A 15,397-nucleotide genomic window follows, 5' to 3' on the forward strand; every position below is an offset into this window, starting at 1 on the left:
GGTCACTTCAAAATAAATTAAAATAAAAGAATAACGTGCCTAATAATACCCAACTACCCAATAAAAAAGTAACAAATTCATTTAAAAACACTTTTAAAAATAGAAACTTAGTATTAAGTTTTATTTTTTCATCTGTTTTTTTTCTATTTTCAATAGAAAGTTATGCTCAATCTCGAGCGACTATTTCTGGTAATATTTCAGATCAATTTGGAAACTTACCAGGAGCCAGAGTAAGTATTGAGGGAACGATTCAAACTACAACGACCGACGTAAATGGTAACTATTCATTTTCCGTAGAAGAAGGGACGTATATCTTAACGACTCAATTTGTTATGTATAATACACTGTCTAAATCTGTGACAGTTGAAGTTGGAGAGGAGGCTATTTTAAATTTCGAATTAGAAACGGCTTTTTCAATAGATCAACCTGTTTCATTAGGCTCAAGAGCAACCCCAAAATCAAGCTTAAAAACATCGGCTCCTGTAGATGTAATTGGTCCTCAAATAATTTCAAATTCATCACGAACAGAGCTCAGTGCAGTATTGCATTATTTGGCTCCTTCCTTCCATTCTACACATCAAACTATTGCAGATGGTACAGATCATATAGACCCTGCGACCCTTCGCGGATTGGGTACAGATCAAGTATTAGTTCTTATAAATGGAAAAAGAAGGCACAATAGTTCACTGCTTAATGTTAATGGAACTGTAGGAAGAGGAAGTGTAGGAACCGATTTTAATGCCATTCCGTTAGCAACCATTGAACGCATTGAGATTTTGCGTGAAGGTGCTACATCACAATATGGATCTGATGCAATTGCTGGAGTAATTAATATTATTCTGAAAGAACAAACCGAGGTTATAGATATAGATAATCGGGTTTTAATTAATACAGCAGGTGATGGTTTCGAAAACTATTCGTCAGGTAATTTTGGGCTGAAGATTGGCAATAATGGATTTTTAAATGTTACTGCGGAATATAGAAAACGTAAAGCAACCAATCGTGCAGGTGATTATACAGGAACTGTATATTCTAACAACCCTTCTGAAGATGCTGTTTTAATTGAAGAAAATGATTTTTTTGGACAAACTCAATATTCGGGGAAACGAGTAATGGAAATTGGTAATGCTGAAACTCAAAATTTAGCCCTTTATTTTAATGGTGAGTTTCAAATGACTCCAACCGCAACCATTTACCTTCATGGTGGTAGAAATTACAGGGAAGGAAAGTCTAAGGGATTTTTTAGATTTCCAAAAGAAACAGATCGTGTTGTTCCAGAATTATTTCCAAATGGTTTTTCCCCTGAAATTCTTACCGATATTCAGGATGATGCAATTGTAGTTGGAATCAAAGGAGTTAAAAATGAATTTAACATCGATTTTAGTCACTCTATTGGTGGAAACAGAATTGATTATACCGTAAACAACTCGAATAATGCATCTTTAGGGATTGCGTCTCCAAGAACATTCTATTCTGGAGGTTTCGCCTACCATCAAAATACAACAAATCTAGACCTTGCAAGACAATTTAAGTTTTTAAAAGGAATTAGTGTTGCTTTTGGTGCTGAGTTACGCGTAGAAAATTATCAAATCATTGCAGGAGAAGAAGCGTCTTATATTACTGGTGAAAGCACGTATGTAGATCAAGATGGTGTGGAAAGACCAAGAATTTCTGGAGCTCAAATATTTCCAGGAATACAACCAGAGAATGAGCTGAGTAGGTTTAGAACCAATAGCGCAGGTTATTTGGATATTGAAACGAATATAACAGATAACCTTTTATTTAAAACTGGAGGACGTTATGAGTCCTCTAACGATTTTGGAAGTCAAGGAGTTTATAAACTTTCTAGTCGGTATCGTATCAATGATCATTTAAGTATTAGAGGGTCTTATTCAAAAGGATTTAGAGCTCCTTCATTGCATCAAGTGTTTTTTCAGAATATCAGTTCTCAGTTTATTGATGGCGATATTGTACAAGTGGGGACTTTTAACAATGAAAGTGCTGTTGCTACAGAAGCCTTTAAAATTGAGCGATTGCGAGCAGAAATATCAAAACATTTTAGTGCTGGCTTAAGTGGGAAACTTGATGATCGATTTACATATAGTCTAGATTATTACCTCATTAATATTAAAGATCGTATTGTATTATCTGGACAGTTTTCTGAAGGGTATGAAACGGTATTAGCTCCTTTCAATGTAGGTGCCGCACAATTCTTTACAAATGCGATAGATTCAAGAACAATGGGGGGAGATATTTCTATTCATTACAAAAAATCGGATGCCAATGGTGCTTTTAATGGGTCGTTATCGGCTAACATTACAAATACCCAAGTAGTTGGACCAATAAAGGTTTCTTCTTCATTAGAAGGGCAAGAATCTGTTGTTTTTAATAGAGAAGAAATTGCTAGAGTTGAGAAAGCTCAGCCTAATTTCAAGCTTACTTCAATGCTATCTTATGAGTTTGATAAATATAAACTTCAATTGGGAAATACACTTTTTGGAGAGGTTCAATACTTACATCCAGATGATGGAGATCCTAAAAATTGGATAATAAATGAATACACAGGACTTGTAGAAACTCGAGATCAGACTTTTTCTCCGAAAGTTCTTACAGATATTTCAGTAGCTTATCAGTTTAATGACAATATAAAAGCTACATTAGGGGGGAATAATATTGCCAATGTTTACCCAGATGCACATACACATTCCGCAAATAGAGATCAGGGTAATTTTGTATACAGTAGACGTGTACAACAATTTGGTGTAAGCGGTGCTAATTATTATTTTAGATTATTATTACGTTTATGATTTTAAAAAAAGAAAACTTATTTTTACTTAAAAGCAATTCGCCTTTTGTTTTCTTTTTCTTCATTTTATGTGGTTCTCAAGCCTTATTTTCTCAAAACAATACGGAAGAAGAGATTAAACGCCTACAACGCGCCATTTTCATTACTAATTTTTCACAACAGATAATTTGGCCCGACATTGAAGACAATCGCGTTTTTAAAATAGGAGTCCTTGGACCAGACCGAACCGTGCTAGATATACAATCGCTTGCACAACAACGAAGAATTTATAATAAAAAAGTAGAAGTAAAACGCTTCTCATTAGTGAAGGATATTGACGATATTCAAGTATTGTATGTAAATAATAAATACAATTATGATATCGAATACATTCTAAAAAAGATTGCAAACAAACCTATTTTATTAATTACTGAAGATTATGAATACAATACTTCCATGATTAATATGGTGAATATAGGAATGAGTTTTGAATATGAAATTAATTCAGAACTGTTACGAAAGCATGGATTTATTGTTTCACCTTCTTTAAGAGAACACTCCATTACCACTGCTGAAAAATGGAAGGATCTATACCTTTCTACGGAAAAGTCGTTAAAATTGGCTTCGGAAAAAACACAAACTCAACAGCAACTTTTAGAAAAGAAAAATAAACAGTTAAAAAACCAGAAGGAAACAATTAACCTTCAGCAAAATGAACTTGTTTTAAACGAAGAGCAAGCAAGCATTGAACGTAAAAAGTTATTAAAAACACTGTCAGAATCAAATGAGTTTCATACTAAAAAGTATGAAGAAAAACTTGCTATCGAACGTGAATTGGAAGAAAACATTCAGCAGCAAATCAATTTTATAAAATACCAAGAACGTATTATAGATAGCAGTAATGCGCAAATAAGTCTTAAAACAGAGTTTCTTGAGCTTCAACGAAAAGAAATAGCTGAAAAAGAAATTATTTTAAACGATAAAGTTTCAGAAATAGATTCTCAAAAAAAGGCAAACCTACTTTTATTGGCCTTGTTAGCAATAGTCTTAATTGCTAGTTTTATTATTTATAGAAATTATCTTTCGAATAAAAAATTAAACAAATTATTAAGTGCTCAAAAACTACAGGTTGAATTACAGTCTTTAGCATTGGAACAAAAAAATAGGGATTTAGAACAATTCGCTTACATTGCGAGTCATGATTTAAAAGAACCCCTGAACAGTATATCTAGTTTGATTGATATTTTACAGCAAGAATACGGTAATAAGTTTGACGACGTTGGTAATCAAAGTTTGGAATATGTAAAGAGTTCTAGCGATCGTATGAGAGATCTTATTGATGCGTTGCTATCATATTCCCGACTTGGTGTATTAAAAGAAGAGGTGACGGTTAATACAGAAGATTTGATAGTAGGTATTCAGGAGGACTTAAAATTCCGTATAGATGAAAAGAAAGCTTTAATTGTTACTGAAAATTTACCTGTTATCACAGGATCTCCAACTGAGTTGCGAATGTTATTTCAAAATTTAATTGGAAACGCTTTAAAGTTTGTTGCTGAAGATGTTCAACCTAGAGTTGAAATTTCATGTTCAAAAATTTATACCCCCAAAAGTCAAACGAAAGGAGTTTGGGAATTTGCAATTAAAGACAATGGTATTGGTATTGCAAAAAAATACCACGAACGTGTTTTTTCAATTTTTCAAAGACTTCATGCGCGCGATACTTATGAAGGAACCGGAATTGGCCTAGCGCACTGCAAAAAAATTGTAGAAGCGCACGGCGGAAAAATTAGAATTGAATCTAGTGAAGGAAATGGAGCTACTTTTTATTTTACAATCCCTTTTCAAGAGTAGGTTTTACCATTTCGACTATCTTTGGCCTTTAGATGAGCACACTAATTCAAATTTCAATATTACCCCGTCAGCAACAAGATGAAGCCTATATTCTAGATGTAGCCTTAGAAAAGGCAAAATTAAGAAAAGGGGATATCAGCGATTGGCGTATTCGTAAACGTTCTATAGATGCGCGAAGAGAGCCTATTAAGATCAATCTTCAGTTGGAGTTTTGGCTTCAAAATGAAGTTAGAGAAACCATTCCACCTTTCATTCCTACCAATGTTTCCGAAGCAAAAAAAATAGCGATTATCGGAGCAGGACCTGCAGGTTTATATGCCGCATTACGAGCTATTGAAGCCGGTTTAAAGCCTATAGTGTTTGAACGAGGAAAAGATGTGCGCGAGCGTAGAAGAGACTTGGCAGCCATTAATAAAGAACAAATTGTAAATCCGGAGTCTAATTATTGTTTTGGAGAGGGCGGAGCAGGAACTTATTCTGACGGAAAGCTTTATACCCGTTCTAAAAAACGTGGCAATGTATTAAAAGCAATGGAGTGGTTTGTTCACTTTGGAGCAGATGAAGATATTTTAGTGGAAGCACATCCACACATTGGAACCAACAAACTTCCAAAAATTATTACGACCATGCGCGAGGCGATTATGGAAAATGGAGGAGAAGTGCACTTTAATTCGAAACTTACCGATATAAAAATTGAAAACAATGCTATTACAGCTATTGAAATTAATGATAGTAACTGGCAGCAGTTTGATGATGTGGTGTTAGCCACAGGCCATTCTGCACGGGATATTTTCTATTTATTACACGAAAAAAACATTAAAATTGAAGCGAAACCTTTTGCCATTGGAGTTCGTGTAGAACATCAGCAACAGCTTATAGATCGCATTCAGTATCACGGAGATGATGAAAATCCGTACTTGCCACCTGCTTCGTACGCGTTGGTAGAGCAAGTTGATGGTTTGGGTGTGTATTCTTTTTGTATGTGTCCTGGCGGAATTATAGCGCCTTGTGCAACGGCTCAAGAGGAAGTGGTGACCAACGGATGGAGTCCTAGTAAGCGCAATAATCCGTATGCAAATTCAGGTGTTGTGGTGAGTGTTGCTCCAGAGGATCTTCCTAATTTTAAAGAAGGAGATCCTTTTGTATGTTTAGATTTTCAGAAAGAAGTAGAAAAAAAATGTTGGGAAGCTGGAGGTAAAACACAACAGGTTCCGGCACAACGTATGCTCGATTTTGTAGAAGGAAAAGTATCTTCAGATTTTCCTAAAACGTCCTACCAACCTGGAATTGTGGCGGCCGATTTAAATGAAATTTTACCAGATTTACTCGCAAAACGTTTAAAGAAAGCTTTTGTGTCCTTCGGAAAAAAAATGAAGGGCTATTACACCAATGAAGCGGTATTGCATGCGCCAGAAAGCAGAACGTCGTCGCCCGTGTCTATTCCTCGGAATCTAGATACCTTAGAACACATTGAAATTAAAGGCTTGTATCCTTGTGGAGAAGGTGCTGGATATGCTGGCGGAATTATTTCTGCAGCCATTGACGGGATTAATTGCGTGGATGCTATTGCTAAAAAATACCAAGAGCAGGAATAGCCGTGTTATTCTAGTCCGATGCTCATTTTTTGAAGTAATTCTTTCACCCTTATTTTTAGCGCTTCAGGTTCAATAATTTTAGCATAATCGCCAAACATCACGTACCATCTTGGGAAACCTTCTTGTAAACTCGAGGTCATAAACGTCATTTCTATGTGATTTCCTTTTTGAATTTCTGACACAAATCCCTGTTGCTCTTTTTCAGAGGTTATAAAACGAGCGATTCTTTTATCCACTAGAATTCTCACTTTGGTTTTTGCAACATCATAATTTTTAGATCGATGCTCGTCAATCGTTCCATGTTCTTTACTGAAACTTGTTTGTGTTCGCTTAATTTTCAGAATTCTATCGGTTCTGAATTGGCGGTAATCCTGTCTGTAATGACAAAAACCTAATACGTACCAAAAGTTGTTTTCATGAAAAACGCCCACGGCTTCTATATTTCTTTCTGAAGGATTTTTGGCTTGAAGTGAATGGTATTTTAAAAAAACTTGTTTCTTGTCAGCGATACTTTCAAAAAGGATTTCTAGAGCATCTGGAATATCTTGATTAAAAAGTTGGGTTGAAGGCGCCATGGTAATATGATTTTCTAGGGCCGAAATCCAATCTTTTTCTTTTCCTTGAAGTACAGATTTAATTTTGTACATCGCTGTTTTGTGATAGGCTCCCAACGATGCGTCGGTGTATTTTTGCATTAACTTTTCAGCAGCAACAAAACTTCCTGCTTCTTCACGTGTAAACATAATAGGAGGTAAGCGGTATCCGTCTAAAATGGAATAACCAACACCTGCTTCACTAGAAATTGGAACGCCAGAGGCTTCTAAGGTTCTAATATCTCTGTAAATAGTACGTAGACTTACTTCAAACCTATCGGCAAGCTCTTGTGCCTTTACAATGCGTTTGGATTGCAGTTGAATAAGGATGGCAACGATTCGGTCAAAGCGTTTAAGTGTATCTAATCCCATAATAGCATAACATATCTCCCAAAGATAAGATTTCAAACGAGAGCGGTTAGTAGAATGAAACTTCAATCTTTTCATGCCTGTTTTAATTTTTCTGAAAGTGTTTTGTACAGCAAAGTAATGTGAACCTTATGACAACCTATTGTCAACAGTACTTTCCGAAGAAATAAAAAAATATTCAAACTAAATTTTCACTACTGACATATAGCTGTCACTAGCTGCTTTTACTTTTGAAAAACATTAATAATCAACTCTAAAAAATGTATGTATGAAAACAACAGAACAACCTCAGAAAGAAGCCGTAATGCTATCGCCAGAACAATTAGTAGCCCATTGGCAAGGACACAGAAACTTAACGCGGAGGGTGATTGAGGCATTTCCGGAAAAAGAATTTTTTACCTTTTCAATAGGAGGAATGCGACCTTTTTCGATAATGGTTATGGAACTTTTAGGAATTGCGGCTCCTGGACTTTGCGAAATTGCCACAGGAAAACCTGCAACAATCGATGAAGAGCATCCAGCGGTAGATTTAACGAAATCACAGATTTTAGAACTTTGGGACAAAACAACTGAAGATATTAATTTGTATTGGGAAATGCTTCCTATAGAACGTTTTCAAGAAACGATATTGGCTTTTGGACAGTATGAAGGTACTGTTATATCGTCCATTTTATATTTTGTCGATAATGAGATTCACCACCGCGGACAAGGATATGTGTATTTACGATCGTTAGGAATTGAACCACCTGCATTTTGGGAGCGCTAATCTTTAAATAAAAGTATAATGAATACAGTTTTGGTTTTTAAAACTTCAGTAGTAAAACAAAAGGATATTATTTTTTTAAGTCCGTTGTTAAACACCGTACTTCATTCTACAGATTGTTGGAATTTCGACTTGGAGGATTGTGATAATATTCTCCGAGTTGAAACGCAGTCGTTGCCTGCAAATAAGATTGTATCTATTTTGTTAGATAACGGCTATGATTGTAATGAATTACACTAAAATAGTATGTTAAAATTTTATCTAATATTTATGATTTAAAATAGTTGTCATTCTTCTATATGATAGTAATTTTGCAAAACTTTAAGAAATGTATTTGTTAGAAGAAATTATCATAGCTATTTTGTGGAGTATGTCTCCTTTTGGTGAAGCAAAAGTGGGCATTCCTTATGGGCTTGTACATGGTATAAACATCTATTTAGTATTTGTAGTTTGTTTTTTAGCCAATGTTCTTGTTTTCCCTATCATGATGCTTTTTCTAGAAAAAATAAACCGTTATTTATTGAAATGGTATTATTATAAAAAAGCGGCATTGTGGGTAGCGCGAAGAGCGAAATCAGGATCTGGAAATAAAATTCAGCGATATGGATTTTGGGGTCTTATTTTATTTGTAATGATTCCTTTACCAGGTACCGGTGTGTATGCGGGCTCTATTGCCACCTATCTTTTTAAGATTGAAAAACAAAAAGCATTTTATGCCAATGTCATTGGCATATTTTTCTCTTCAGTTATTGTTTGGGTAACTACGGTGCTAACAATGAAAGGGATAGGATAGTTTGTCACTGAATCTTATCGAACAAATTTTTTATAAACGTTACCTAAGACGTTTTTCGCATCACATCTAGATTAATATCTACTTCTTGATAATCGTATGTTCCAAGATATGGTCTATAGTTTACTAGTATTTTATTGAACTTCTCGGAGGTAATTGGCTTCTCAATATACCCTTTACAGTTTACTTCTTTTGTTACACTTTTAATGTCTTCAGGATCAATAGATGATGACACTATATAAATACAAGTCTGACTATTTTGAATACTTTTAACTTTATTAAATGCACTCAAAAATTGAGTTCCATTCATTTCTGGCATATTGATATCTAATAAAATGATATCAGGTATAAATTTAGTTTGAAAGGTATTCGTTTCTTCTATATTCTTAAGAAAGTCCAACGCAACAATAGCACTATCAAAAGATTTGATATTAGCTGCGATACCTGAATTTTCAATAATTTTTTGAGTGACAAATAAATTAATTTTATTGTCGTCGATTAGCATAATGTTTACTATCATAGGTATGTGTTTATTTAAGAGTTGGAATTACTTTAAAATAAGCGTCATCGTTTATTGTACGTTAACACATATCTGTTATATTTAATATTTCTACATTAATTTAGTACAAGCCTACTACATTTTCTAACACGTCATTTGTTCTCTCGCTATAGTATAAGTTTACTTATTTTGATAGTTAGGAATGTTTAACTAATTCCATAATATTTATTTTTTGATTCTATACAATACTGTTTTGCTGCATTTATATTACTAAAAACGGCATAGGGAGTAATTGGGTCATATATTCTTTTATAGGATGTTATAAGTAATTTTATTCCGATTGAGTTTAAAAGAAATGCTTCTGAAATTCTCAGATTAACTAATTTGGGTGATTTAGCAAATAGGGTAGCCGCTTCTGAAGAAAAAGTTCCTCTAGAGTCTCTGGCATCAATTAAAAAAGGCATGGCCTTACCATTGCATAATTTTGTAACGGTTTTAATGAAAATTTCAACTTTTGCCGTGTCTAATTTATAATTAGCATCTTTATTTTTAAAATGACAAAAAAGAATACCATCTTCAATCCAAAATCTAGAGTCTTCAATTTGTACAGTAGTTTTCTTTTTCTTTTTACCATTAAAGTTTTTAAACACTTCTGTACAATCTGCAATTGCTAAATCATAATCGTTAAAAACAGTGTTTGGAACAATTAAGTTGGACGTAAAATTATAAATCAGTAATAGTCCTTTTAAACTGTAAGATTTCACTAAAAATGTTTTTGATAGTACTAAACTATTCAATTTGGTATTTCTAGATAACAGTTTAAATATTCTGATAGAACTTGAATCATTTACTTCTCTTAAATTAATTAAAATAGGTAAAAATTTGCCTTCACTTATTGTAGAAATTTCATTTATAAAGATTTTTTCAATTTCACTTTCAGAATTAATTTTTCCGAATCCACTGTAAATTTCACAATGAATTATATGTTGATCAATCCAAAATTTTATTGTAGGTGTTATTGTATCATACATCATAGCTCCTTTTTTCAAAAATAAAAAGAGTTCAATAGGAGTGCCAAGAATAAATAATTTAGAAATAAATCTTTAAACCTATGGTTAATAAGTGTTTAAAATTAAGAGTGTTCTTGTTTGAAATATTACATGTGTCGGAATACCGTGCTCTTACATTCAAAAAATATCATACTCACGGAATATCGTTATTTCTTTATGGGTTTTAAGATCCCTAACTTATTCATTTTATCACGAAGTGTACTAGGTTTTATATCCAATACTACGGAAGCTCCTTTGGGACCGCTAATTTTCCAATTGCATTCTTCCAATACCTGTAGTATATGATTTCGCTGAATAGCATTTAATGAAGAGTCTTTACTGTTTGATAATTGCTTCGTTTTTTGTGATGTAGTTTCAAAACCTGGAATTAATAAAGTAGTGCTTTCAGATAAAATTAAGGCTCTTTCAATTAAGTTTTCTAATTCTCGGATGTTTCCAGGCCAATGATAGTCTTTAAGCTGATTCATCGCATCTTCAGGAATGTATTTAATTTTTTTATCATAAGCTTTATTAAACTTATCTACAAAATGCTCTACCAATAATGGAATGTCATCTTTTCTTTTCCGTAGCGGAGGTACTATAATAGGAAAGACGTTAAGTCTAAAAAACAAATCTTCTCTAAACTGTTTTTTTTCTATTTCTTCCTTTAAATTTCTATTGGTTGCGGCAATTACTCGTACATCTAATTTTTTAGACGCAAGGCCTCCAACAACCTCGATTTCTCCTTCTTGTAAAAATCGTAGAATTTTTGGTTGCATATCTAATGGAAGTTCTCCAATTTCATCTAAGAACAATGTACCTCCATCTGCCAATTCAAATTTTCCAATCTTATTAGTAACAGCTCCTGAAAAAGAACCTTTTTTATGTCCAAACAATTCACTTTCTAGAAGCTCTCGGGGTATGGCAGAACAATTGACCTTAATAAGTGGTTTTTTATTGCGCAAACTAGTATTATGGATTGCTCTAGCTAGTAATTCTTTACCCGTGCCAGATTCTCCTAATAACAATACAGTAGCATTTGTTGTAGCTACTTTTTCTACTTCATTTAATACATTGCTAAATGCTTCACTTCCATAAACCATTTCTTCATAATTAAACACTAAATCCAACTCATGTCTTAAGTAGACATTTTCTTGTTCTAATTGTTTTTTTAGGGTGTTTAATTCTTTGTTTACTTCGGTTAGCTTTTTGTTTGTTAAAATGGTTCTGTTTTCGGCTATTTTACGTTCTCTGCTTTCTATCATTAAAGAAACCGTACTGGCAATAGATGTTGCAAACTCTTGTTCATTAGCATCCCAAGCTCTAGGTTCCCCCACATGCTCAAAACAAAGGATTCCATAACTACCATTAGTACTATTAACAAAGACATCTAATAAGGACTCTATGTGATTAGGGATTAAGTAGTTCTCTGCAAATTTAGCGGTTATTTTGTTCGTTAACGCATCTGTAATTCGCAACGACTTATACTTAGATAATGCTTCAAAATAGTCAGGATTATCAACTTTTCTTAGTACAAAACCCTCTAAATGCGATTTGTATCTGACATCATATAAATGCTCACAATGCAACTCTGTTTTGTCCGCATTAAAGCTCCAGATGCTAACACGAGCAACATTTAATGTTTTTGAAGCTTCTTTTGTGATAGTTTTAAGCGCGTTTTTATAATCTACACCTACAAGCCCCGCCAATTTTAAAATAACGTCTTTTTTCTGAGCAGATTTTAGGGCGACTTCTTGTAATGCCATTTTCACCTTTTCTTCTTCTGAAACATCTTTAATGGTTGCAAATATGGCGATAACAACTCCATTATCGTTTTTAATGAGTCCAGTTAAGAAAGAGGCAATAAAAGTACTTCCATCTTTTCGAACGAATTCTAATTTAAATGAAGGTGCATTTCCTTTAGCTACTTCATCTTTAATTTTTAACATGTTCTCATAATCTTCTGCTTTAGCAAAAGGATAGGGGAGTTCCATGCCAATAAGTTCTTGTTCTGAATATCCTAAAATCTTACATAAGGAATCATTTACTTTCAAAATTGTTCCCTCCAAATCAACTGTAAGCAATCCTTCTTGCATGGACATAACAAGATTATCTGTAAACTCATTTGCCACTTTAAGCTCCAATTCCGTTTTTTTACGTTCTGTGATATCTTGAATTGTTCCGTAAAAACTTATGGCTTCTCCATTTTCAAAAATTACATCACCAATTCCATGAATCCATTTAAGCTGTTCGCGGCTTTTATTTTTAACAATAACCCTATATTCTAAGCTAAACTGTTTTTTAAGTTTGATACTTTCTAAAACAGTTTCCTTTATAAATACTTTGTCCTCAGGATGAACGATATTTTTCCAAACATCAACGGTAACTTCAACTTTCGGGTCAAGGCCAATAATTTGATTGAAGGTATTTGAAGTTCTTGTTTTTTGTTTTTTAAGATCTAAATTGAAACTTCCTATTTTCGCTATTTTTTGAGCAACTAATAAAGACCTTTCGTTTTCTTGTAATTTTAACTCAGCTAATTTACGGTCGTTAATATCTTGTGTGGTTCCAATTACTTTTAAAGGGTTTCCTTCACTATCTTCAATTAATTCGCCAAAGCCATGAACCCAAAGAACCTTGTGATCGTTATTTCGTATAATTCGATATTCTTTGTTAAACTTTTTTTTCTGTTCTAAGACGTTGGTTTTATAGTGATCTAATACTTCTTTTTTATCTTCTGGATGAATAATATCAACCCATGTATCAACAGTTTTAATAGTGTCACTTTTGAAACCATAAATGTTGTCTAATATTTCAGAACATTTCCAGGTCTTAGTATCCACATCAAAAGAAAAAGATCCAATATTAGCAATTTTTTGAGATTGTCTTAAATTGTATTCACTTTCAAGAAGTTTCACTTCAGCTCTTTTACGTAGTGTAATATCTTGAATGGTTCCAATCATTTTAATAGGATTCCCTGTACTATCATAAATTAATTCACCAATACCATGAACCCAAATTTCTTTCTTGTTTTTTAAATTTAAAAGTCTGTATTCTTTATTAAATTTTTCATGGTTTTTTATCACATCATTTTCTAAATGATTCTTCATTAACTCTCTGTCATCTGGATGAATTAGGCTAATCCAGTTTTCAACATCTTTTAAAAAGTTTTCATTTATACCAAAAATATTATCTAACACTTCAGAGCTATCCCAAATACCAGTATTAAGATCTAAAGAATAAGAACCTATATTGGCCACAATTTGCGATTGCCTTAATTCAAATTCTCTTTGTAAAAGGTTTATTTCTATATTCTTTTGATTGGTAATGTTTTGCATTGTTCCAATCATTTTAATTGGAATGCCATCATCATCAAAAAATAATTCTCCTACACCATGAGTCCAAATTTCTTCTTTAGTGTCGAATTTTAACACCCGATATTCTTTATTAAATCTTTTATTGTTACAAATACAACTATCAAAATAGTTAAGTACTTCTTCTTTTTCATTTGGATGAATAAGGTCGATCCAACTTTCTATAGTTTTAACAAATGAATGATCTATTCCTAAAATTTTGTCCAAGATATCAGAGCTTTCCCAAGTTCTGTTTTTCAAATCTACTGTGTAAGATCCTATATTAGCAACTATCTGTGATTGTCTTAAATTATATTCACTTTCAAGAAGTTTTATTTCTGCTTTTTTACGCTCAGTAACATTTCGTCCTATCGAAAGTACTTTGCCATCTTTCTGTATTTTGGCAGAGATTTCAATGTCTACTAACGATTTGTTTTTACAGATGAATTGTCTTTCAAAAACAACTGATTCTCCACTAAGTATTCTATTGTGTAATTCGGTGCTTTCAATAATATCGCCAACAATTATATCTTGAAGTTTTAAGGTTGAAAACTCTTCCTTAGTAAATCCTAATATTTCATGGGTTGCTTTATTGAAATCATAAATTACACCATCAAAAGTAAACGTAAGAATGGCATCGTTGGCTTGATTAATTAACGATCTGTATGCTTCGTCTTTTTTTTTAACTTCAGCAATGATATTAAATTTTACAATTGCCATTTTGGCTAAACTAACTGCAGAGGTTAATTCTTTAATATCTTCTAAAGACGGTGCTTTAATAGTTTTGCTATATATGGCAAAAGTCCCTAAAACTGAATTTTCTTCTGAAAGGATAGGGATAGACCAACACGATTTTAAATTGTGTTGTAATGCAAGCTCCTTATAATCTTTCCATAATTTATCTGTACTTATGTCTGAAACGATTACCGGTTTTTTAATAAATGCAGCTGTACCACAGGAGCCAATATTTAGCCCTATTTGAAGGTGTTCAACAGCAGAATTATATGCCTTAGGTAACCTTGGTGCGGCTATTAAATTTAAGTGAGTACCTTCATGATTTAATAAACTAATAGAAGCAAAAAACGCTGGTTTAAGTGCTTCATAATTTTCGATGATATGATTAAACACTTTTTTAATAGGCGTGTTGTTCGCTATTAAGTCTAATATTGCATTTTCATTTATTAATTTTTGCTCAACTTTTTTACGTTCAAAAATTTCTTTTTCTAAATCTATTTTTTTTTGTTCTAACTTGGTAATTAGACGATTGCTATATAGCTTTAAAACCTCATGTTCTGAATACATTTCTTTTTCTTGAGGTTTTTTGGGAGCCTCATCTTCATCGAGTATTTTTTTAACTACTTGAATTATTTTGTCTGGATTTGTTGGTTTTCGTAAAAAGTAAGTCGCGCCAAGTTTTAAGGCAAAATCTTCATCTGTCTTTTCAATATAAGTGGAGGTGTAAAAAATAAAAGGAATGTTTTTAAATGCCTCGTCTTTTTTACATGCTTGACAAAACATATAACCATCCATTACAGGCATTAAAATATCCGAAATAATTAAAGAAACTTTCGTTTTATGAAGCTTTCCTAATGCTTCCTTGCCATCGTTAGCTTCAATAACTTTATAGCCTGCTTGTTCCAGTATTACTTTTAGTAAGTAAAGATTCTCAAATAAGTCATCTACTATTAATATAGTTTTCATACTAATTAATTCTGGTTTTTAGCAAAGTATATATTTTTCATCTGTT

Annotated in this window: 10 protein-coding genes; 6 read left to right on the plus strand and 4 right to left on the minus strand. The window is 32.9% G+C overall.

Going from position 1 to position 15,397, the window contains the following annotated elements; all coding sequences use genetic code 11:
* Positions 1 to 35: 35 nt before the first annotated feature.
* From BLQ00_RS13570 to BLQ00_RS13580, 3 genes are read left to right on the plus strand one after another with little or no spacing between them, the layout of a single operon-like run.
* On the plus strand, positions 36 to 2,807 hold the full coding sequence (locus tag BLQ00_RS13570; protein ID WP_229792633.1) for a TonB-dependent receptor: 2,772 nt from the start codon (positions 36 to 38) through the stop codon (positions 2,805 to 2,807).
* Entirely contained in the window at positions 2,804 to 4,639 is a 1,836-nt protein-coding gene (locus tag BLQ00_RS13575; RefSeq protein ID WP_093144862.1) for a YfiR/HmsC family protein, read from the plus strand. The genes BLQ00_RS13570 and BLQ00_RS13575 overlap by 4 nt, the downstream gene beginning before the upstream one ends.
* A gap of 32 nt (positions 4,640 to 4,671) precedes the next feature.
* Complete coding sequence (locus BLQ00_RS13580; protein WP_093144863.1) at positions 4,672 to 6,234, plus strand: NAD(P)/FAD-dependent oxidoreductase; 1,563 nt, start codon at positions 4,672 to 4,674, stop codon at positions 6,232 to 6,234.
* Positions 6,235 to 6,239: 5 nt separating this feature from the next.
* On the opposite strand, the gene BLQ00_RS13585 is transcribed toward BLQ00_RS13580, so the two are convergent.
* Positions 6,240 to 7,199, minus strand: a complete 960-nt coding sequence (locus BLQ00_RS13585) for a helix-turn-helix transcriptional regulator (protein WP_093144864.1) — start codon at positions 7,197 to 7,199, stop codon at positions 6,240 to 6,242.
* Between the two features lie 265 nt (positions 7,200 to 7,464).
* Between BLQ00_RS13585 and BLQ00_RS13590 the strand changes: the two genes are divergently transcribed.
* From BLQ00_RS13590 to BLQ00_RS13600, 3 genes are all read left to right on the plus strand, one after another.
* Positions 7,465 to 7,962: a DinB family protein gene (locus BLQ00_RS13590; protein ID WP_093144865.1), complete on the plus strand. Its 498-nt coding sequence runs from the start codon at positions 7,465 to 7,467 to the stop codon at positions 7,960 to 7,962.
* A gap of 18 nt (positions 7,963 to 7,980) precedes the next feature.
* Positions 7,981 to 8,199 carry a hypothetical protein gene (locus BLQ00_RS13595; RefSeq protein ID WP_093144866.1) on the plus strand — a complete coding sequence of 73 codons (219 nt, stop codon included), beginning with the start codon at positions 7,981 to 7,983 and terminating at the stop codon, positions 8,197 to 8,199.
* A gap of 88 nt (positions 8,200 to 8,287) precedes the next feature.
* Positions 8,288 to 8,752, plus strand: a complete 465-nt coding sequence (locus tag BLQ00_RS13600) for a COG2426 family protein (RefSeq protein ID WP_373287756.1) — start codon at positions 8,288 to 8,290, stop codon at positions 8,750 to 8,752.
* 43 nt (positions 8,753 to 8,795) lie between these two features.
* Here the strand turns inward: BLQ00_RS13600 and BLQ00_RS13605 are convergent, their stop codons facing one another.
* From BLQ00_RS13605 to BLQ00_RS17815, 3 genes are all read right to left on the minus strand, one after another.
* The gene (locus tag BLQ00_RS13605) at positions 8,796 to 9,254 is read right to left on the minus strand and encodes a response regulator (RefSeq protein ID WP_175445454.1); all 459 of its coding nucleotides are present in this window, start codon (positions 9,252 to 9,254) and stop codon (positions 8,796 to 8,798) included.
* Between the two features lie 200 nt (positions 9,255 to 9,454).
* On the minus strand, positions 9,455 to 10,297 hold the full coding sequence (locus BLQ00_RS17810) for a DUF7793 family protein (protein ID WP_244881803.1): 843 nt from the start codon (positions 10,295 to 10,297) through the stop codon (positions 9,455 to 9,457).
* Positions 10,298 to 10,464: 167 nt separating this feature from the next.
* Positions 10,465 to 15,351 (minus strand): sigma 54-interacting transcriptional regulator, encoded by a 4,887-nt coding sequence (locus BLQ00_RS17815; protein ID WP_139149418.1) that lies wholly within the window; start codon positions 15,349 to 15,351, stop codon positions 10,465 to 10,467.
* Between the last annotated feature and the right edge of the window lie 46 nt (positions 15,352 to 15,397).

The sequence above is a fragment of the Ulvibacter litoralis genome, from assembly GCF_900102055.1.
Classification (GTDB): Bacteria; Bacteroidota; Bacteroidia; order Flavobacteriales; family Flavobacteriaceae; genus Ulvibacter; species Ulvibacter litoralis.